The sequence below is a fragment of the Acinetobacter sp. YH12218 genome, assembly GCF_013417925.1.
Lineage (GTDB): Bacteria > Pseudomonadota > Gammaproteobacteria > Pseudomonadales > Moraxellaceae > Acinetobacter > Acinetobacter amyesii.
Genome location: NZ_VPDB01000033.1, coordinates 21867 through 41802, shown reverse-complemented (window position 1 = coordinate 41802; position 19936 = coordinate 21867). Strand labels below are relative to the sequence as shown.

Annotated in this window: 16 protein-coding genes; 12 read left to right on the top strand and 4 right to left on the bottom strand. The window is 39.1% G+C overall.

Annotated elements, in window-relative coordinates:
- Positions 1 to 797 precede the first annotated feature (797 nt).
- Complete coding sequence (locus FTV03_RS10635) at positions 798 to 2504, top strand: diguanylate cyclase (RefSeq protein ID WP_180041378.1); 1707 nt, start codon at positions 798 to 800, stop codon at positions 2502 to 2504.
- Positions 2505 to 2563: 59 nt separating this feature from the next.
- Here FTV03_RS10635 and FTV03_RS10630 read toward each other — a convergent pair whose 3' ends face one another.
- The gene (locus FTV03_RS10630; RefSeq protein ID WP_180041377.1) at positions 2564 to 3373 is read right to left on the bottom strand and encodes a toxin-antitoxin system YwqK family antitoxin; all 810 of its coding nucleotides are present in this window, start codon (positions 3371 to 3373) and stop codon (positions 2564 to 2566) included.
- Between the two features lie 202 nt (positions 3374 to 3575).
- Here FTV03_RS10630 and blaOXA point away from each other — a divergent pair, with 202 nt between their 5' ends.
- The gene (blaOXA, locus tag FTV03_RS10625; protein ID WP_373683022.1) at positions 3576 to 4427 is read left to right on the top strand and encodes a class D beta-lactamase; all 852 of its coding nucleotides are present in this window, start codon (positions 3576 to 3578) and stop codon (positions 4425 to 4427) included.
- A 407-nt stretch (positions 4428 to 4834) separates the two neighbouring features.
- On the opposite strand, the gene FTV03_RS10620 is transcribed toward blaOXA, so the two are convergent.
- Entirely contained in the window at positions 4835 to 5185 is a 351-nt protein-coding gene (locus FTV03_RS10620; protein WP_180041376.1) for a hypothetical protein, read from the bottom strand.
- A 59-nt stretch (positions 5186 to 5244) separates the two neighbouring features.
- Positions 5245 to 8076, bottom strand: a complete 2832-nt coding sequence (uvrA, locus tag FTV03_RS10615) for an excinuclease ABC subunit UvrA (RefSeq protein WP_078193183.1) — start codon at positions 8074 to 8076, stop codon at positions 5245 to 5247.
- 179 nt (positions 8077 to 8255) lie between these two features.
- Between uvrA and FTV03_RS10610 the strand changes: the two genes are divergently transcribed.
- The 3 genes from FTV03_RS10610 (at position 8256) to FTV03_RS10600 (ending at position 10024) form a co-directional block, all read left to right on the top strand.
- On the top strand, positions 8256 to 8639 hold the full coding sequence (locus FTV03_RS10610) for a hypothetical protein (protein WP_180002741.1): 384 nt from the start codon (positions 8256 to 8258) through the stop codon (positions 8637 to 8639).
- 134 nt (positions 8640 to 8773) lie between these two features.
- Entirely contained in the window at positions 8774 to 9112 is a 339-nt protein-coding gene (locus FTV03_RS10605) for a GlpM family protein (protein ID WP_180002743.1), read from the top strand.
- Between the two features lie 189 nt (positions 9113 to 9301).
- On the top strand, positions 9302 to 10024 hold the full coding sequence (locus FTV03_RS10600) for a hypothetical protein (RefSeq protein WP_180010619.1): 723 nt from the start codon (positions 9302 to 9304) through the stop codon (positions 10022 to 10024).
- A 111-nt stretch (positions 10025 to 10135) separates the two neighbouring features.
- On the opposite strand, the gene tenA is transcribed toward FTV03_RS10600, so the two are convergent.
- The gene (gene tenA / locus FTV03_RS10595; RefSeq protein WP_180041375.1) at positions 10136 to 10801 is read right to left on the bottom strand and encodes a thiaminase II; all 666 of its coding nucleotides are present in this window, start codon (positions 10799 to 10801) and stop codon (positions 10136 to 10138) included.
- Between the two features lie 207 nt (positions 10802 to 11008).
- Here tenA and FTV03_RS10590 point away from each other — a divergent pair, with 207 nt between their 5' ends.
- From FTV03_RS10590 to FTV03_RS10555, 7 genes are all read left to right on the top strand, one after another.
- Entirely contained in the window at positions 11009 to 12094 is a 1086-nt protein-coding gene (locus FTV03_RS10590; protein ID WP_180002749.1) for a DUF475 domain-containing protein, read from the top strand.
- Positions 12095 to 12249: 155 nt separating this feature from the next.
- The gene (locus tag FTV03_RS10585; RefSeq protein ID WP_180002751.1) at positions 12250 to 13614 is read left to right on the top strand and encodes an MFS transporter; all 1365 of its coding nucleotides are present in this window, start codon (positions 12250 to 12252) and stop codon (positions 13612 to 13614) included.
- A 51-nt stretch (positions 13615 to 13665) separates the two neighbouring features.
- Positions 13666 to 14253 carry a single-stranded DNA-binding protein gene (gene ssb, locus FTV03_RS10580; protein ID WP_078190523.1) on the top strand — a complete coding sequence of 196 codons (588 nt, stop codon included), beginning with the start codon at positions 13666 to 13668 and terminating at the stop codon, positions 14251 to 14253.
- Positions 14254 to 14400: 147 nt separating this feature from the next.
- Positions 14401 to 15768 carry a site-specific integrase gene (locus FTV03_RS18095; RefSeq protein ID WP_180041374.1) on the top strand — a complete coding sequence of 456 codons (1368 nt, stop codon included), beginning with the start codon at positions 14401 to 14403 and terminating at the stop codon, positions 15766 to 15768.
- Positions 15765 to 17318: a site-specific integrase gene (locus FTV03_RS10570; protein WP_257220742.1), complete on the top strand. Its 1554-nt coding sequence runs from the start codon at positions 15765 to 15767 to the stop codon at positions 17316 to 17318. Before FTV03_RS18095 ends, FTV03_RS10570 begins: the two co-directional genes overlap by 4 nt.
- Entirely contained in the window at positions 17315 to 19462 is a 2148-nt protein-coding gene (locus FTV03_RS10560; protein WP_257220741.1) for a hypothetical protein, read from the top strand. Before FTV03_RS10570 ends, FTV03_RS10560 begins: the two co-directional genes overlap by 4 nt.
- Positions 19459 to 19875: a hypothetical protein gene (locus tag FTV03_RS10555; RefSeq protein WP_180041373.1), complete on the top strand. Its 417-nt coding sequence runs from the start codon at positions 19459 to 19461 to the stop codon at positions 19873 to 19875. The genes FTV03_RS10560 and FTV03_RS10555 overlap by 4 nt, the downstream gene beginning before the upstream one ends.
- The last annotated feature ends 61 nt before the right edge of the window (positions 19876 to 19936 follow it).

The following is a 19936-nucleotide window of genomic DNA, read 5'->3' as shown; positions in this document are numbered from 1 at the left end:
TTCGGTAAAAACTGGTCGAGGTACGCCAACCAAGCGTTTAAATTCAGAATCTGAAAAACGGTTTAAGTTCTGATATCTCATGAAACTTAGATTGATGTGGTTTTTACTTTCGCAAGAGATCTAATATCTTAGTGATAAATTTAATATCCTTGTGAAATACTTGGCTTTACATCAGGTTTTATTTGATTCATAATTTGCCAATCGAGTCGTCACACAGTTTAAAAGTGTGACTTTGACCCTGATTCTCCATCATTTGTTTTTTATTCGCCCAGCTTTCCCCAAGGTTGGGCTTTTTTTTTGTCTAAAAATGGAACTTTACCGCAAAGATTATAGATAAAACGGAGATGGAATAAAAATAAATGCCCTTTTATGGTGCATATATTATTGAATTTATCATCGAGTTCAGTAGGTCCAGACAAAAAAAATCCTGATTTTCATGGAAAATCAGGATTTTTTAGCCAAAATTTTCGGGAAACTAAAATATTCTGCTGAGGAAGAAATTTAGTGTGCCCTAATACGGTGCATTCTGCACCAATTTATTGCAATTGTAAATATTTATTTAAGCAAGTTCATAAAAAAATTTATTCCTTTCAAATATGTTGCTGTTTTTTAGCAAATTATCTCGTTTTAAAATGATAAAAATGTGACAGATTCAACACATTTGTATAGAATTTAGCTGTATAAATGTTCATTTTATAAATTAATAAATTAATAAATTATTGATCATTAATTTAAATATTCCCGCGTTTAGTTGATAAGTGAGTTGGGGTATGCAACAAGTGTGGGGCATAAAATAGATGGAAACATTACGAACAGAGCATATTAGTAAGCGCTTGCAACTTGCGATGCTAGTAATCGTCTTGTCTATCGTATTTATTAGTGTTCCACTGATTGTGAGCAGTTATCAAAACTACCTCAAAAATGCTCAAGCGCTTAAAGAAATTCAGATGCTAAAAATGGTGGCAGATTTAACCAACCAAATTTCTCGTGAACGTGTACCAGCTAACAGTGCAATGTCGAGTCAAGGTCTTCAGCGTGAGCAAAAAATTATTGAGTTGGCTGAATATCGTCAAGGCGTTGATCGGCAATATCAAGATACACTGAAAGTTTTAAAAGAAACGGGCTTTGCACCGATCGCCCAGCAGTTAGAGTCCAATTTATATCCATATTTGTTGCAGGGTCGCAAAACGGTCGATCAATATATTGCGCTGCCGACACAACAGCGTGACGCTAAAAAATTGGATCATGCCATTTTGGCGATGTTCCAAGCTTGGGATCAAAGCTATATTGCCATGCAGAAATTGGTCAATCATTCACATGGTAAAGATACCCGTGTATCGAATTATTACACGCTGATTTTATTACTGGCAGAATTACGTGATCAGGCGGGACGAGTCGCATCAAATATTATGGCTGCGGTATCATTTCAACAGGAAATTCCAGAGCAAAATTTAGCGCGGAGTTTACAAACCCAGCGTCAAACACGCTATCTATGGGAATTGATCAATGTCGTGCAGTCCGAACATGACAAAACACCCGAGTTTAAACAGTTACATCATGCGGTACGAACGGAATTTTTAGATAAAGGTTTGCCAATTATTGATGGTTTGGCTCAAAAAAGTCTTCAACATCAGCGTTATCACATGGATGGCACCCAGCTCACTGATGCAATGGTCAATAAATTTGTCACAGTGGTGGAATTGCAAAGTTATATTTTAGATTACAGTCTCAAAGTAGCTGCGGATGAACAACGTGAAGCGCGAAATAAATTGATTTTCACGCTTTTTGTCTCGCTCGTGTCATTACTGACTGCATTATTAACGATGTTCTATGCCAAGAAATGGGTGTTTGAACCTTTAATTCGTGCTCGTAATCAGTTATTTAAACTGGCTCGGCACCGACAAATGGATCAAGGCGTGATTGAACCTGCCAAAGTAGGTTATCTCAGTTTATTTGATGCCATTCAGCATATTGAAAACATGTTGGAACAACGTGATGCCTTTGAATTTCAGCTTAAACATATTGCCAATACTGACTCACTCACCAATGTCGCCAATCGTTTTGCCTTAGATGAATATATTAAATTTCGCGACAGCCAAAATTCAGGCTTTTTACATACAGCACTGATCGTGATTGATATTGATCACTTTAAACAGGTGAATGACCGCTATGGGCATATTGTCGGCGATTTGGTGATTCAACATGTTGCCAATCAATTACGACAACATATTCGTTCATCCGACTTGGTGGTGCGATATGGAGGAGATGAGTTTTTAGTCCTGATCGAGGGGATTGATATGCTCAAAGCCCAGCACATTGCCGAAACCATACGGCATGATATTCAGCATGTGAATTTTAATTTGGCAGAGGACGAAGCCGATCTCATTGTGACGGTGAGTATTGGTGTTGCAGTGGGTGCCAAAAGCTGGATCGATTTATTACAGCGCGCAGACCAAGCATTATTTAAAGCCAAAGCTGCGGGGCGTGACCGTGTTTCAGCCTAAACGCAGCTTGATATTCATAAATATCTTGGCAGATTCATAAAGTTAGCTAGAAAAATCAATTAATCTTCATCTTTATATAATTTATTGCAGGCTTGTTGGTTCATTTGACTACCATCTACATTCCAACACTGGGCTTGGGTAATTTTGCCTAAATTGTACTGAAGCACCGCTTCAGGTTGCCCATTGTCATACCAAATTTTATAACTGTTATGACGAACGCCATTACGATAATAACCTTGGCGTTCTAGTTTGCCGTTTTCAAACCACATTTTCAGCTCACCAATCAGTTTATTGTTTTGAAAATTGGCATAGGTCCATGGTTTACCATCGCTATACCAGCGTTGGCGCAGGCCATTTTCGAGACCATTTTTATAATTTTGAGAAAAAGCCAGTTGGCCATTCGGATGCCAAATTTTGTAATCCCCCTGCGACTCGCCATTGATGATGCTACTTTCTTGCTCTTTTATCCCATTGGCAAACCAAAACTCAAGTTTGCCCTCGTACTCCCCATTTTTATAAGCAATGCGGCTACGGGGTTTGCCGTTGGGGAAGAAACTTTCAAATACGCCTGAGCCTTGAATACCATCTGGAAAGTGAATTAAATGTTCACATTCACCGTTTTTAATTTTGCTGTTGCTCAGAAAGATGGTGGTTAGGGCATTGCCATTGGCATAGACATATTGATTTTCATAGATCCCTTTGTGTGAAGTCGGGGTACTGAGGGCTTTACACTGCGGCTTATCTTTCCATGGGCTAAGACCGGGGTCTTCTTGTGAGACAAACAGCACCATGTATTCGTTTAGATAGCCATCGGCAAAGCTATATATTGGACATAATAAGAGGCTGAAACTTAAGATAAATTTATTCATTGTTAGTATGCTTTTATATTTTAAAAAGTTAAAAATTATTCGTTGTTGAGTCCACGATAGGCGTCATCATAAGGATGTTTTATTTAAAAATAAATAGTCGATACGTTGAGTTTGCAACAGATACAAGACTGTTGAAAAGTACACAATTCAGGTTTGAACTTCATCTTATACTATGGACTTTAAACACCATAAAAATAGTGCAATGAAAAAAATATATCTATCTTTGATGACTGTCCTCAGTTTGACAGCATGTACAACAAACGAAGGCATGTTGGATTCATCTCAACACTTAAAACAAACCACTCAAGCCAATTTAGAAAATTCACGGGTGAGTGAAATTCCGTGTCTATTTAATCAAGCACAGACACAGGCGGTATTTGTCACATTTGATGGTCAGCGTTTGAGCCATTATGGCAATGACTTACAGCGCGCCCAGACAGCATACATTCCTGCATCTACCTTTAAAATGTTAAATGCTTTAATTGGTTTGCAGCATCAGAAGGCGACAACCACTGAAGTTTTTAAATGGAAAGGTGAAAAACGTGCTTTTCCGTCATGGGAAAAAGACCTGACTTTGGGGGAAGCCATGCAAGCATCTGCAGTTCCTGTATATCAGGAACTGGCAAGGCGAATAGGTTTGGCGTTAATGCAACAAGAAGTCAAACGGGTCGGTTTTGGCAATGCCAATATTGGCAAACAGGTGGATAATTTTTGGTTGGTAGGGCCCTTAAAGATTACGCCTGAACAAGAAGTCAAATTTGCGTATCAGCTTGCGACAGAGAAATTACCGTTTGATGTCGCGGTACAAAAGCAAGTCAAAGACATGCTTTATATTGAAAGCCGTGGGGATGCGAAGTTATATGCCAAGAGTGGTTGGGGTATGGATGTAGAGCCGCAAGTTGGGTGGTATACCGGTTGGGTAGATGATGGTCATGGCAAGATTACAGCGTTTAGTTTGAATATGCAGATGGCAGCAGGGGATGATGTGGCGGAGCGTAAGCAGTTGACGTTGGATGTGTTAGATAAGTTAGGTGTATTTCATTATTTACGTTAATTTTTTGAATTTTGAATTTTGAATTTTGAATTTTGAATTTTGAATTTTGAATTTTGAATTTTGAATTTGCATGTCTTCACTGTAGATTGGGTTTGAGTTTCCATTACGTGGGAGATTCCTATTTTTGAAAGCACAGAAGTAAGCAAAATGCTTTTGTTTGACTGAGGGTACATCCGTGCTGCCCCAGTCAAACAGGCGACATCCATGTCGCCGTCATGTGATTGAATGTAGTGAAGTACAAGAATTTATTTAGAAATGGCTTTGTTTAAGCTCGTATAAAGTGATTTTCTAGCTTCTAAAATTTCAACTCTATATTGAGCAGTTGTTTCAACATTGATAGCTCCATTTTTACAAAGTGTATAAGCGTTAAATTTTCCGAGTAATTCGCCATAAATTCTTAGCTTTTCTTATTGTTCAATATATCCATGTAAAAGAATTAAACCTTCATTTTTGCTAAGCAAATTAAAGTCATTAAAAAGTGCGTGTCTTAGAGGTTTAAGTCTGTCTGAAATCTCATTAAGAGCTAGTTGAGATTGTTTTGTTTCAAATTCAAAAATTGCCCAAATTTTTAAAACGAGATGATTTATTTCCTCGAGATCTTTGGAAATATTGGTCAATAAATTACGATTATATAGAAGGTTATCTTTTGCTACTGATGCTGAAATATTTGCCTTTTGATTTAAGTAGGTAATTACGCCAGTTATCAGTGCTCCCAAACCAATTTTTACGGCTGTATCAATTATCTCTAATAAAGTCATATAAATATAAAACGGTGAATGAATCACCGTTTTATCATGCACTTAAAGGAAAGTGAATCTTATTTCAACATCGGCTTTAAGAACTTCGCTGTATGCGACACTTTATTCTTAGCCACTTGCTCTGGCGTACCTTCGGCAATAATCATACCGCCGCCAGCACCACCTTCAGGACCTAAATCCACAATCCAATCGGCAGTTTTAATCACATCCAAGTTATGCTCAATCACCACGATGGTATTACCCTTATTACGTAGCTCATGCAGGATGTCGAGCAATTTAGCAATATCATGGAAGTGTAGACCTGTTGTCGGTTCATCAAGCACGTACAAGGTTTTACCTGTATCACGTTTTGCCAACTCACGAGCCAATTTCACACGCTGCGCTTCACCACCTGAAAGTGTGGTTGCAGACTGACCCAAACGGATATAGCCCAAGCCCACTTGGTTCAAGGTTTCCAAACGACGGTGGATCACAGGAATGGCATCGAAGAAATGCATCGCATCTTCAACCGTCATTTCTAAGACATCAGAAATGTTACGACCTTTATAGCCAACTTCTAACGTTTCGCGGTTATAGCGCTTGCCGTGGCAGGCATCACAAGGCACATACATATCAGGTAAGAAGTGCATTGCAACCTTAATCATACCGTCGCCTTCACAGGCCTCACAGCGACCGCCTTTCACGTTAAACGAGAATCGACCTGCAGCATAGCCACGTGCTTTGGCTTCAGGGGTTTGCGCAAACAGTTCACGAATAGGGGTAAACAAACCGGTATATGTTGCAGGGTTTGAACGTGGTGTACGACCGATTGGGCTTTGGTCAATATCAACGACTTTATCGAGGAACTGTAAGCCATCAATCGAATCAAATTTCTCAGCCGTTAATGTGGTTGCACCATTCAATTGAGTCGCTGCAAGCGGCAATAATGTCCGGTTAATCAGCGTCGATTTACCTGAACCTGATACACCTGTCACACAGGTCATCACACCTAAAGGAATAGTCAAATCGACATTTTTCAGGTTATGACCCGCAGCGCCCATTAACTTAATTTGCTCTTCAGGTTTTGGCGGTTGTGTGCGTGTTTTCGGCACATCAATACTGAGCTTTCCTGATAGATATTGACCAGTTAATGAATCTGGATTTGCCAAAATTTCATCATACGTCCCTTCGGCGATCACATGACCGCCATGCACACCTGCACCGGGGCCAATATCAATAATATGGTCGGCGGCACGGATCGCATCTTCATCATGTTCTACAACTAATACGGTATTACCTAAGTCACGCAAACGTACTAGGGTTTCCAATAGGCGGTCATTATCACGCTGATGCAAACCAATAGAGGGTTCATCCAGCACGTACATTACGCCCATCAGGCCCGCGCCAATTTGCGAAGCCAAACGAATACGCTGAGCTTCACCACCCGACAGTGTTTCTGCCGAACGCGATAAACTTAAATAGTTCAAACCGACAGAGACTAGGAAGTGCAAACGTTCACGAATCTCTTTGAAAATCTTGTCAGCAATTTCGCCTTTGGCACCGCTTAAGTTGAGGTCTTGATAATAGCTTTCAGCATCGCCAATCGACATCTTGGTGATTTGCGCGATGGTTTTATCTTTAACTCGAACATGACGTGAAATTTCATTGAGACGTGAGCCACCGCAAGCATCACATGCAGCATTGGATAAATACTGTGCCAAATCTTCACGCACGTAGTTTGATTCGGTTTCACGGTAACGACGCTCTAGGTGCGGTAAAATCCCTTCAAAGGCTTGCACGCGCTTGTGCGAACGACCACGTTCATCGATATAACTGAGGTCAACTTTTTCTTTACCTGTCCCATATAGAAATTTCTTTTTGGTGTCGGCATCGAGTTCATTCCACGGTGTGTCTAGAGAATAACCAAAATGATCGGCAACTTTTTGGATCATGCTGTAGTAATACGGACGTTGACGGTCCCAACCACGGATTGCCCCTTGGCTAATCGAAACTTCATTATTGGGAATCAATTTGTCAGCACTAAAATGGCTGCGTGTGCCTAAACCATCACAAACAGGGCATGCACCGAATGGATTGTTGAAGGAAAATAGCCGTGGTTCAAGTTCACCAACGGCACGTTCACATTCAGGGCAAGAGTGTTTCGCAGAAAATACGCGATCTTCTTGTTCGCCTTTCATCCACGACAAAATGGCAATATCGCCACCCATACGTAGTGCAGTTTCAAAGCTTTCTGCAATACGGTTACCGAGGTCATCACGAACTTTAAAACGGTCAACAACGACTTCGATGGTGTGCTTTTTCTTTTTGTCGAGTTCAGGCGGAGTATCAATATCAATGACTTCACCGTCGACACGCGCACGGACAAAACCTTGACCTTGTAATTGTTCAAATAAGTTGGTGTATTCACCCTTACGGTCACGGACCACAGGGGCAAGCAACATAAGCGCCGTGCCTTCTTCTAGACCTTTGACGGTATCGACCATTTCAGACACAGTCTGAGCCACCATCGGGAGGTCATGTTCAGGACAATACGGCGTGCCGACACGGGCATAGAGTAGACGTAAATAGTCGTAAATTTCGGTGATTGTTCCCACTGTTGAGCGTGGGTTGTGGCTCGTTGATTTTTGTTCGATGGCAATCGCAGGACTCAAGCCTTCAATCGAGTCAACTTCGGGCTTTTCCATTTGCGAAAGGAATTGGCGTGCATAGGCAGATAAGGACTCAACATAGCGACGTTGACCTTCAGCATACAAGGTATCAAAAGCCAAAGAGGACTTCCCTGAACCAGAAAGACCCGTAATGACCACAAACTTGTCGCGTGGAATATCGAGTGACACATTTTTTAAGTTATGGGTACGTGCGCCTCGAATACGGATATGGCTTTGGCTCATGCAAGGGGTCCTAAAATATTCATCGAAAAACCTATATATGATAGCGCATGAAAAATGTTCAAGTGTAATTTAAACCTAGATTTATGCGTGACTTTGTGAGAAAAATGGCCGAATCAAAATATAGCTGTCTGTGCCGATGCCCTAAAACATCCGCAAATCAGCAATCTAGGACTTTTAACATGAAATGGCAACTTCATCTCAATCCAACATTAGGTGTGATGGGTTTATTGATGTGTAGTGTGTTTTTGAGTGCATGTACCCCGAACCAAACCCCGAAAGCGCAAAATTATGACAGCTTAGAACAAGCAACTTTGGCGCTGAATACCGAAAGTGAAAAAATTGATCTGTATATTGCAAAATTAGGTCAAGCCAAAACAGAAGCTGAAAAAAAGCATCTGGCTTGCGAAAAAATTCCTCAACAGTTTGATTTGGTTTTGGCAATTGTTGAAAACAATCAACATTTGATGAGTGCTGAAGATTTAAAAGTTCAAGCGCAGTTTAAGCAAATGGCTGAGCAACAAAAAGCGCGCTTTACATCTAGCCTATGGTGTAAAGGTGCATAAAGATCACGGCACTATGACTGTTTTAAGTTCATCGTTTAAATCTCCTGTGCTATGCGCATAAAAATGCATTAGAAAATCTCAGGACTATCGCAGAAAAGGCGTAAAATGCAGTTTTATCGAAACCATAGAATGCCATGTTGTCCTTATTTCTCAAAAGCTTAATGGGTGCCTTTGTTGTGGTATTAATTGCTTTGCTGTCTAAAAGTAAGGTGTTTTATATTGCAGGTTTGGTTCCATTGTTTCCGACTTTTGCGTTGATTGCTCATGTCATTGTGGCAAATGATCAGGGTGCAGCCGCATTACAAAAAACTGCGCTGTTTGGACTCTGGTCTCTCATCCCATATTTCATTTATTTATTGATGGTGTACCTGCTCGCAACACGTTTGAGCTTAACGGCATGTTTGAGTGTAGCAACTTTGAGTTGGGTGCTTGCTGCGGCTGTTTTGATTTATGCATGGCAGAGTTTTCAGTAAGCATCAAAAGCCTATATCGATGCTGTTTCAGATTAACTTTTTATCGGTTCTAGATCATTTATAAAACAATAGATTTGTATTAAATTATGATGAATTTCCAATCACTAAATGTGTGATTTAAAATGTAAGTATTTGAATAATTAATTATAATTCTGCCAGAACAGAAAATAATCATGATAAGAGCAAATAATGTTAAAACAATTTTGGGTGATCATCTGCCTCATGTTTTCAAGTCAAATCCTGTGGGCTGAAGACAGTCAAATCCTCGCGTTTGAACAGTTTATTGACCCGGTAGCCGAGCAGCGTTATAGCGTGAGCGTGCCTGCGGTCGGGCAAAATGAACAGCTATGGTCTGTGGTCTATATGGTACTGCAAACCAACCAAGTCCCTGACAATACTGTTCTGGACTTTAAAGTCGTTCCGCAAGGTTTATTGTTGAAAAATAATCCTGCACAAAAAATACAAGAGTATGCTTTTGATGGTGTACAGTTGGCACAGAAAAAAGACTATGTACTGTCCCAATTCTCAGATTTGAGTGAACAACTGGAAGATCAAACTGGCAAGAAAGTGCTGGATGCATCACTCTTTGATACCAGTCGTGCCCATGTATATGCCCGCGTAGAAGATTGGGTGCCTGACTATAATGCACAAGCTACTCAACTGAATATTGAACTGGGAAAACTGAATGAAATGCAAGTCAAAGGGCTTTATTTCATTTTAGGCAAAGGTGAAAAGCCCAAAGATTTATTGGCTATTGCTCAACTAGATCCGATGGTCAAATCACAATTTCATTCAGAAGAGATGCAGGAACGCAAAGCAGCACGCAGTGAGTTGCGTGAAGCACGTTTTGCGATTTTTTTGGTGATTATCGCGATGGGGATTTTTCTCGGATGGTATCGTTTTAAACGCTAATGCCTGAAATGATCGTGCATGGTCATTCTAAAAACCGAATCTAACCATATTAAAAAAGGATCTAAAAGCAATTTTAGATCCTTAATTTTTTATACAGTTTAAATCAAAGGTTTATTCTACAGGCCATGTCCGCTGTTGATACGCGCTGTCCCAGAACATCCATTCTAATTTTGCGCCGTTCGTGTAAGCCGCATGCATTTTTTCACGTGTATCTGCATCACAGCGAGCCGCCACTCGATCAATAGTTTGAATCACGTTTTGTACAGCGGTATTGAAGTCGTCACCTGAGTAGGTGTCGATCCATGCTTGGTAAGGGTTATTCGGTACAGATTGGCTGACAATGGCTTTGCCGACTTCAGCATAGATCCAAAAGCAAGGCAGGAGTGAGGCAAGGACCACAGGGTAACTTTCTGACCATGCTGTCGCTGTTAGAAACGAAGTGTAATGATGACAGGCAAGGGTCAGTGGAGTATTTTCAAACTGTTCTTTGCTAATGTTGAAACCTTGCATAAAGTCATTGTGCAGACTGCGTTCCACCACGATGGCAATTTTTGCCGCTTCAGAAAACTGAATCACATCGTCGGCATCAAATGCCTTGGCTGCACACACCGCAAGCGCACGACCATAAGCCAATAAATAATGGGCATCCTGAATGACATAGTGGCAAAAGGCATCGCGGCTTAAACTGCCCTGAGCCAATTCCTGATTAAACGGTAGATGGAGAATCTGCTGATATAACGCGGTATTACGTTGCCAAACTTCTTCAGAAAAACGCATTGAACATTCCTGTCGTTAAAAATGAAAGACGGGTCTACACCATGATGCGATGTAATTGAGAGCCTTCATCTTAGAGTGTTTATTCAAAATGTAACGAATAATTTTTGGTTTCAATTCTGAAAAGCGGCATAATTGCGCCATAAACTTAGCTTCAAACTGGGTATTCCCTCATTTTGAAATCTTATTGAATGAATAGGTCGATCTATCATGATGAAACATTTTGGTTTCTCAATCGTCTTTACGATCGTGTGTCTTGCTATTTCTGCATATTGGGGTCTGAATCATGGCCCAAATGCGGGCGTGCAAGCCATGCTGACAGCACTGACCATTACTGCCATTTTAGCTGTGATGGAAGTGTCTTTGTCTTTTGACAATGCCGTCGTCAATGCATCTGTACTCCGTGGTTGGGATCATTTTTGGAAAATGATTTTCTTAACCGTCGGGATCGTGATTGCTGTCTTTGGTATGCGTTTGATTTTCCCAATTGTGATCGTGGCTGTAACTGCAGACATGGGTGCAATGGAAGTGGTTCAAATGGCGTTGAATGATCCAATTCAGTATTCAGCTAAATTGATGGCACATCATGCAGAAATTGCGGCCTTTGGTGGTGCTTTCTTATTATTGGTGTTCCTGAACTTCTTCTTAGATGAAGGGAAAGATACCCATTGGTTCCGTTGGTTAGAGCGCCGTTTGGCCAATCTTGCAAACGTTCCTGCGATGTCCGTGTTTATTGCCCTAATTGCGTTATTGGTAATGGCAGCAAACGTGGCCGAAGTCTCTCGTCTAGCGGTAGTGATGGCGGGTATCTGGGGGATCGTGGTGTATATCGGTGTCCAAGTACTGAGTCATTTATTGGGTGGTGAACCTGAAGTTGATGAAAACGGTAATGCGGTTGGACATGACGCAAATGGCGTACCGACAGGCGTGATCAAAGCAGGTTTTGGTGGTTTCCTTTACCTTGAAGTACTCGATGCCTCATTCAGTTTTGATGGTGTGATTGGTGCATTTGCGATTACCTCTGATGTGGTAATCATTATGCTCGGTCTTGCTATTGGTGCTATGTTCGTGCGTTCGATGACCATATACTTGGTGGATAAAGGCACCTTAGATGCTTATATCTTCCTTGAACATGGTGCGCATTATGCGATTGGTGCTTTGGCCTTCATTATGTTGGCGAGTGGCACAGGTCTGCATGTCCCTGAAGTGGTAACGGGTCTGATTGGTGTGGCATTTATTGTTTGGGCGGTGATTGCCTCAATTCAATATAAAAAGCGCCAAGAAAGTCTAGGCTAATTTAAACTTGCCTCAAATCTCCCAAAAAGCGCAGCATCAGCTGCGCTTTTTATTTGTCCAATCATCAGGATATTTAAAATCAATAAAAATCCTGCTTCGCTTTAAGCTGAATGTCCTATAATCCCATTCCAAGATTAATGAATTTTTAACCAGCTATGATGAATGCTCTTGAACGACGCTCAACTTTTGCTTTGAGTAGTATTTTCGCCTTACGTATGCTGGGGCTGTTCATGATTATTCCTGTTTTCTCTGTGGCAGGTCAGCAATATGCAGGGGCAACACCGGCACTCATTGGTTTGGCGGTTGGTGTCTATGGGTTGACCCAAGCGATATTACAGATCCCGTTTAGTCTGATTGCAGACCGTTATAGCCGTAAACCGTTGGTGGTCATTGGGCTGCTGTTGTTTGCTTTAGGCGGTGCAATTGCAGCAATGTCCGATAGTATCTATGGCGTAATTATCGGGCGTGCGATAGCCGGTGGTGGCGCTGTGTCTGCGGTAGTGATGGCTTTGTTAGCCGATGTCACACGTGAAGAACAGCGCACTAAAGCCATGGCGATGATGGGGATGAGTATCGGTCTGTCCTTTGTGGTGGCATTTAGCCTTGGACCTTGGCTCACAGGTTTAGTCGGTATCTCGGGTTTATTTTGGGTGACCACCATCATGGGACTTGCTGCGATTGCGATGTTGCTGTTGGTGCCGAAAGTGACGCGTCATCACCGAAATTTCCAACAAGGTTATCTGACGCAATTGAAGCAAGTGCTGAAAATGCCTGATCTAAATCGGTTGCACGTTTCAGTCTTTGCATTGCATTTACTACTCACAGCGATGTTTATTTATGTGCCATCTCAGTTGATTGACTTCGCCAATATTCCCTTGCATTCGCATGGTCTGGTATATTTGCCGCTTTTGGTCGTGAGCCTGTTTTTTGCCTTTCCGAGCATTATTCTGGCGGAAAAATATCGCAAAATGCGTGGCATTTTCTTGACCGCCATTGGTGGCATTATTCTAGGATTGGGCATCTTAATTTTTGGTTTCGAATCTAAATATATTCTGCTTACTGGCTTAGGATTATTCTTTATTGCATTTAATGTGATGGAAGCATTATTACCGTCATGGTTATCGAAAGCGGCTCCAATTCAGTCTAAAGCGACAGCCATGGGCGTGAACGCCAGCAGTCAGTTTCTGGGGGCATTTTTTGGTGGTATGATTGGCGGGCAACTTTTGTTGCTAAATGATACGGCAATGGGATGGGGCATCCTGACAGGGCTAGCCATTTTATGGTTGATCATTAGTTTTGGGTTGGCTCAGCCGCGTTATTTATCGTCTATGGTTTTCAGTTTGCCTGAAGATAAAGAAACGGATGAATGGACTTCTCAGCTTTTAGCAATTCGTGGTATTGAAGAAGTTGTGGTGATGTCTGACCAGCAAGTGGCTTATGTAAAAGTGGATAAGCAGCAGATGGATGAATCTGCGCGACAACATTTAACGCACTTGTTAGGGAAAGAGGTAGCCATTTAACCATAACTCTTATAAAGTAAATAATAGAAACAAATAGGAAGAATACGTCTGATGCGTGGTGTAAATAAGGTCATTTTAGTTGGTACTTTGGGTCGTGACCCTGAAACAAAAACTTTCCCAAATGGTGGTTCTCTCACTCAGTTCTCAATTGCAACGAGTGATTCATGGACAGATAAAAATACAGGTGAACGTAAAGAGCAAACAGAATGGCACCGTATTGTGTTACATAACCGCTTAGGTGAAATTGCACAGCAATATTTGCGCAAAGGTTCTAAAGTTTATATTGAAGGTTCATTACGTACTCGTCAGTGGACAGATCAAGGCGGTCAAGAGCGTTACACGACTGAAATTCGTGGTGAACAAATGCAAATGCTTGACAATAATCGCCAACAAGGCGAACAAGGTCAAGGCGGTGATTTTGGTCAGCCTCGTTTTAATAACCAACAAGGTGGTTATAACAATAACCAAAACCAAGGTGGCTACGGTAATAACTCAAACCAAGGCGGTTATGGCAATAACCAACCGGCTCAAGGCAATAGCTATGGCAACAACAACCCAGGTGGTTTTGCGCCAAAACAACAGCCTGCACCGACACCGGCTCCTGCAGCAGCAGATTTAGATGATGACTTACCGTTTTAAATTGTACAATACTTAATTATTGTATTTATTAAAGAGAAAGAGCTTGATTTATATCAAGTTCTTTTTTTATTTCTTTTAAAAAAAATTGTATTTGTGCTTAATAACTTTATATAATAAAAATATTGTATTTACTGGGGTGTTAAGTACGTGAGCTTACATCGTAAAAACTATATTGCAGAAGGCGGAGAAAGATTTGGATTATTAATAAATAGTCTTGGTCTTCCTGATTTTTGGACCACTTTATTTTTAACTACGAATGTTCGTTCCGAAAAGCATACAACACAAAAAGCGTATCTCAATCATTTGGCTCATATCTATATCTGGGAAATGAGCATTGGTGAGAGAATCTCTGAACGTATTATTAGAGCTGCTAGTCAAAAAAATATGTCTTCACAAGTGCTTTTCTTTAGTGACTTGGAAATTCAGAAATTAAGAGATCACTGTAAATTAACTACAAAAGCAGCACGAAGAAATTTGAGAAATCAAACAGAGCATCGAAGGAATGATCAAAATTTAAAAATTATATTTCCTATTAGAAAAATACCAGCAGCTACAGTGGAGAAAGAACACGCGATAAATAGAATAACAATATTTGCTAATTTCTTTGAATTTGTGGCCATTAATATTTTGAGAAATAAACCTTCTTTTTATAATTATCTAGATATCATTGAAAATACAAAGGCTCAAATATTAAAACAAAAAGAAAGACATGGTGGTTCGAAGACTAGAAGTTCCGACCCTAATAAGAAGGCCCCTCACCCTGATATTTTCAAACATGTTATGGAAATAGCAGAACCCTCGAATGTTTATAATCCTTATACAAAATCTGTAAGGCAAAGAAATTATTTACTTCTATGGATTCTTTATGAAACTGGTATGAGAGCAGGAGAGGTTCTGCAATTAAAAATTTCAGATATTGATTTTGCAAGAAATATAGTTCAGATCCAATCACGGCATGATGATCCAGAAGATAAATTTAGAACTGATGAACCGAATGCTAAAACTTTAGAAAGAGATTTGCCTATAAATCAGGATTTAAGCGATCAGCTTCGTAAGTATGTTTTAGAAGAACGTCGTTTTATCCCAAATGCTCATACTCACAAATTCTTATTTATATCTCATAAGGGGGTTAGTAAAGGACATCCTCTCTCTTTAACTCAGTTTTCAAGAATTGTTGAAAAAATTTCTGGAAATGAAGAATTAGCTGATTTCATTAAGAAGAATGGATTCGTGGTTAAAAAGAGAGTAACTAGGCATGGCTTTAGACATGATTTTAATAATCGATTTTCAAATAATATTGATGAACATAATCACAAAGCATCTCAGGATGGCCGTATTGATGAAGTGATTTCTGAGAAAAAAGAAATTCAGCAAAGAATGTATATCAATGGTCATAAGAGTGAACATTCTGCCCAAATTTATAATCTTCGTCATACTAAAGAGCAAGCAGAAAAGTTATTGAAGCGTGAACTTGAAAAAATGGATTCCCATATTAAGAAGGGCCAAGAAAAATGATGCCAGAACATAGCTTTTCTCAAACAGAACAGACATATTCGACGAGATACTCAAAGGCAGGATATGCATTTAGTTTGAATGATGATGTATGGGTTTTAGATAAAAATAGAACTATTAATTGGAGACTAGCCAATCAAGAGATTGATAAAGTAGTTTATGCAGGTTTTAAATTAACAATCGCAAGGCTTGCAGAAGAAGTATCTTCTCATCATACATTCAATTGTTGGAATTATACAAAAACATATTTGTTATCTTCTGATATGTATCAAGAAGGATTGATTACATCAAAATTAATTTTGAGTCTCAAAGCAACTTTGAATCAAGAGAATGAGTACAAACTTGGAACAATTCGCGCATTATTACGATGTTGGATGGAGTGGGACTTCAAAGGATTAGAAAAGGGATTGGAAAATACTTTAGATCGTCTAATTCTAAGCGGCAATATCAAGGGAAAAGCAGTTTTACAAAATTGTCCTTATACAGGTCCATATACTTTAACTGAACAACAATTCTTATTAGTGTGGGCTGGAAATGCTTTTAATACAGGAAAACTCACTTTAGAAGAGTTTGCGTGGTTTTATACCATATACGCTACAGCTCGTAGACCTGTACAAATCTTAGCATTGAGAATATGTGATTTAACTATTCAAAATAATTTAGATGGAATGAAGTACGAGTTAAACATTCCACGCGCAAAACAACGAGGAGGTATATTCAGAGGAGAAATGCGTAGTCTAAGTATTACTGAAGATATGTATTTAATTTTAATTAATTTAATTAATGAGGTAAAAATAAAAGTTAAAAGATATTTACCCGATATTGAGCCAGAAGATTTAGATCAACTCCCTATTTTCTTGAATAATAAGAATTTAAACAGTGTTAATTCAGTTGAGGATCTTAGAGATAAGTTAAAAACTATTCCTGATTATTTGCATGGGGGTGCCAGTAAACATAACTCTCTAAGTAATAGTGTGTCGAAAAAATGTGAAGCTATTTCTGAACGGACTGGAGAATATATTCATTTTACTCCAATAAGATGCAGAAGAACGCGAGCGACTAATTTAGTACGCCATGGCATCACTGGTGTCCAATTGGCTTATCTAATGGACCATTCAGATACACAACAATTAAAAGTTTACACTGCATATACTGCTGAATTAGCTGCCCGTATCTTTGACAAAATGAAAGATGCTATGGCCTTTTTAGCAGCTCAATTTGAAGGAAGATTAATAGAAAATGAAAATGAGGCTATAAGAGGAAATGACCCTAGTAGTAGGGTTTATAAATCTAATAATGAGCACATTGGTAACTGTGGTGGCTCTCCTTCTTGTCAAGCTGGAATTAAAGCATGTTTATTGTGCAATAAATTCCAGCCACTTTTACATGCGCCTTGGGATGAGCTGTTTTTAGAATTATTAGAAGAGATGGAACAGCGAGAAAAAGTTGGAGCCAGTGAATTGATTTTAAAGTCATTTGACCTACAGTTGGCTCATGTGAAAGCCATTTTAGATGCATGTGATAAGCGAATTACAATGGAAGAAATAGCATGAGTAATTTTGTTCAATTTGTACCAAAACATGCATTAGATTGTCAGAAAAATTTAAATGATTTCATTTTACGTGCTAAGAATGAGTTAAGTATCTATGAAGATCAAGGAGGATTTGCAAGTTCAAATTGGAAACATAGATTAGCTAATGGCAGGTCACAGTCAATGGAGTTCACTGGTTTGGCCTCTAAAGGAAAAAAAACTGGTACACCTATGCAACAGCCTTTCCTTGATTTCGCAAAAGCTTATGTACGCGATAATCAGACATGGAAAGCGACTAATCCTAGCAACATGATGATGGTATTAAAAGCTAGTCATGATGCTTTGCTTCAAATTTACTTGAAAGCTGATGTTCTGTTAATTGATGGGATTGTTGTAAGAAAGATATCGGAATTAATTTATGAGCGTAGTTCTGAAGCTTCAAGATACCGTTATGGTCAAATGCTAGAAGCTTTTCTAGAGGATTTAAAAAAATTTAAAATTAATATCACTATCCCTACGTGGAAAAATTCGTGGAAAAGACCGGGTAACAAAGCACAAGGGACTTCTAAGGAAGATAGAGAATGGCAAGAAGAACGTTTGCTCAGCTCTTTTGAGATAGGTGCTTTAGCAGATGCATTTAGATTAGCAAAAAATCCTTATCAAAAATTTTATTCAGCACAATCTGCGTTGCTTTTGGCAGCCCCTAGCCGAGGGGGCGAACTTGGTTTTCTTACAGTAGATTGTTTATCAAGTGAAGAACTAAGTGAAATAGAAAAGAAAAATACAGGTCTTGATCAATTATGGAATATAGCATGGAAGGCTGAAAAGGGAGGAGGTTTAATTAAGAAGCCCATTCACCCTTATATTGTTCCAACAATTCAATTAGCAATTGAAAGGCTCAAAGAAATAGGAGAGCCTGCTCGAAAAGCTACTCAATGGGCCATAGAGCATCCTGATGAATTCTATCGTCATGAAGAATGCATTACTTCTCCTAATCATGGAGAAGATGAACCTTTGACTATTGAACAGTTTGCAGGAGCAATGTGTCTGCAAAGCCTTCCTTCGGATACTAAAGCATGGCGATTGACTGATACTGAAGTATTCGCTCAGGTATTTTCACAAAAATGGATTCATAAGCTAATAAAAGGAAAAAAATATATAACGTATAGAGATTTAGCTAAGTATACAATTGATAAATATAAAGAGAAATTTACAAATTGGCCATTTATACCTGAAACTGGTAAACCTGTATCTGAATTATTATGCCTAGTACGTGAAAATGAATTTCATGCGGTATTTGCACCTAAATTATACAGTTTTGAGTGCCCCAATCTAAATTTATTAAATGATGCCCTAGGTGCTATCCATGAAAGAATATCAGGTAAAGATTCGCTTTTTAGCCAATTAGGTTTAGTTAATGAAGATGGGACAAATTTAGTAATCACTTCCCATCAAATACGTGTATGGCTCTCTACAGAAGCTGAACGTGGAGAAATGAACTCATTAGATCTCGCAATGTATGCTGGTCGAAGCCGTGTTGAAGATAACCTAGCATATGATTTGAGAACACTTGAGGAAAAAACAGAAGAATCAAGAAAATTACTAACTAAGTTAGGATTAGAAAGTTTAGATGGTTCGAAATCTTTAACAGCGGTGAAATTAAACGTACCTGTAACGTTTAAGATGTTAGGTCATAAAGATCGTGTAGGTACTGTTCAGGTGTCTGGTTATGGATATTGTGAACATGATTGGACAATGACTCCTTGTACAAAGGCAGGCGAATGTATTAGTTGTAAAGAACATGCATGTGTGAAAGGCCTTCCAAAAAATCTTGAAAAACTCAAGGAACTAGAAGTTGTTTATCAAGATGAACTGAATAGAGCAGCCGCTGCAACTAATGACGGATTTGCTGGGGCAAATTCATGGTTAATCTATCATGGAAAAAAATTAGCAATCATTAAGACCTTAATAAAATATTTAGAAAATGATCAATTACCTGATGGTTTAATATTACGTATTCCTGAAGAGTTAGATATCAGTTTGACCAAAATAGCTTTAGGTGAGCAAAAACTAGTGAATGCAGTTAATGAAAAAAATCCAATTTCTGCACAAATAATTAAGGACTCAAGTACTTCGTTTTTGGCTTTATTAACAGGTGAATTATGAAACCCAAGCTGATTGATGTAAATGAAATGAAAATTATTGAGTCCATTTTAAATAAATGGTCTGGAAAGTTAACTTGGGATAATTTTGCAATATCGGTCGCTAGTGCATTGAATAGACCTTCAATTTCAAAATTTACTTTAATGAGCTATGAACCTGTAAAGCAGGCTTTTAATTTTCGAAAGAAAACATTAAGAGAAGCAAAATCGAAGACTATTACATCGGCGAATGATGTAACTATTGATATGCTGATTAAAGAAAACGAAGATCTAAGAAACCAAATAAAACACTTAGAGGAATTGCTGAAAGAACGAGAAAACGTGTGGGTTGAGCAATATAGAAGATGGCAATATAATTTATCTCAAATGCCTAATGTGAATTTGGCTACCTTAGATAGACCATTAGTAAAAAAATAAATGATGGGTAAAAATCTATTGAATAGCGATTTTTATTTTGGAGTTGAATTTAGATTTCGTA

What these genes read in the sequence shown, in the direction of transcription:
- FTV03_RS10585 (WP_180002751.1), top strand. Translation starts at nt 12,250, where the DNA reads ATGATGAATGCTCTTGAACGACGCTCAACTTTTGCTTTGAGTAGTATT.
- tenA (WP_180041375.1), bottom strand. Translation starts at nt 10,801, where the DNA reads ATGCGTTTTTCTGAAGAAGTTTGGCAACGTAATACCGCGTTATATCAG.
- FTV03_RS10590 (WP_180002749.1), top strand. Translation starts at nt 11,009, where the DNA reads ATGATGAAACATTTTGGTTTCTCAATCGTCTTTACGATCGTGTGTCTT.
- FTV03_RS10610 (WP_180002741.1), top strand. Translation starts at nt 8,256, where the DNA reads ATGAAATGGCAACTTCATCTCAATCCAACATTAGGTGTGATGGGTTTA.
- ssb (WP_078190523.1), top strand. Translation starts at nt 13,666, where the DNA reads ATGCGTGGTGTAAATAAGGTCATTTTAGTTGGTACTTTGGGTCGTGAC.
- uvrA (WP_078193183.1), bottom strand. Translation starts at nt 8,076, where the DNA reads ATGAGCCAAAGCCATATCCGTATTCGAGGCGCACGTACCCATAACTTA.
- FTV03_RS10635 (WP_180041378.1), top strand. Translation starts at nt 798, where the DNA reads ATGGAAACATTACGAACAGAGCATATTAGTAAGCGCTTGCAACTTGCG.
- FTV03_RS10570 (WP_257220742.1), top strand. Translation starts at nt 15,765, where the DNA reads ATGATGCCAGAACATAGCTTTTCTCAAACAGAACAGACATATTCGACG.
- FTV03_RS10560 (WP_257220741.1), top strand. Translation starts at nt 17,315, where the DNA reads ATGAGTAATTTTGTTCAATTTGTACCAAAACATGCATTAGATTGTCAG.
- FTV03_RS10620 (WP_180041376.1), bottom strand. Translation starts at nt 5,185, where the DNA reads ATGACTTTATTAGAGATAATTGATACAGCCGTAAAAATTGGTTTGGGA.
- FTV03_RS10630 (WP_180041377.1), bottom strand. Translation starts at nt 3,373, where the DNA reads ATGAATAAATTTATCTTAAGTTTCAGCCTCTTATTATGTCCAATATAT.
- FTV03_RS10600 (WP_180010619.1), top strand. Translation starts at nt 9,302, where the DNA reads ATGTTAAAACAATTTTGGGTGATCATCTGCCTCATGTTTTCAAGTCAA.
- blaOXA (WP_373683022.1), top strand. Translation starts at nt 3,576, where the DNA reads ATGAAAAAAATATATCTATCTTTGATGACTGTCCTCAGTTTGACAGCA.
- FTV03_RS10555 (WP_180041373.1), top strand. Translation starts at nt 19,459, where the DNA reads ATGAAACCCAAGCTGATTGATGTAAATGAAATGAAAATTATTGAGTCC.
- FTV03_RS10605 (WP_180002743.1), top strand. Translation starts at nt 8,774, where the DNA reads ATGTTGTCCTTATTTCTCAAAAGCTTAATGGGTGCCTTTGTTGTGGTA.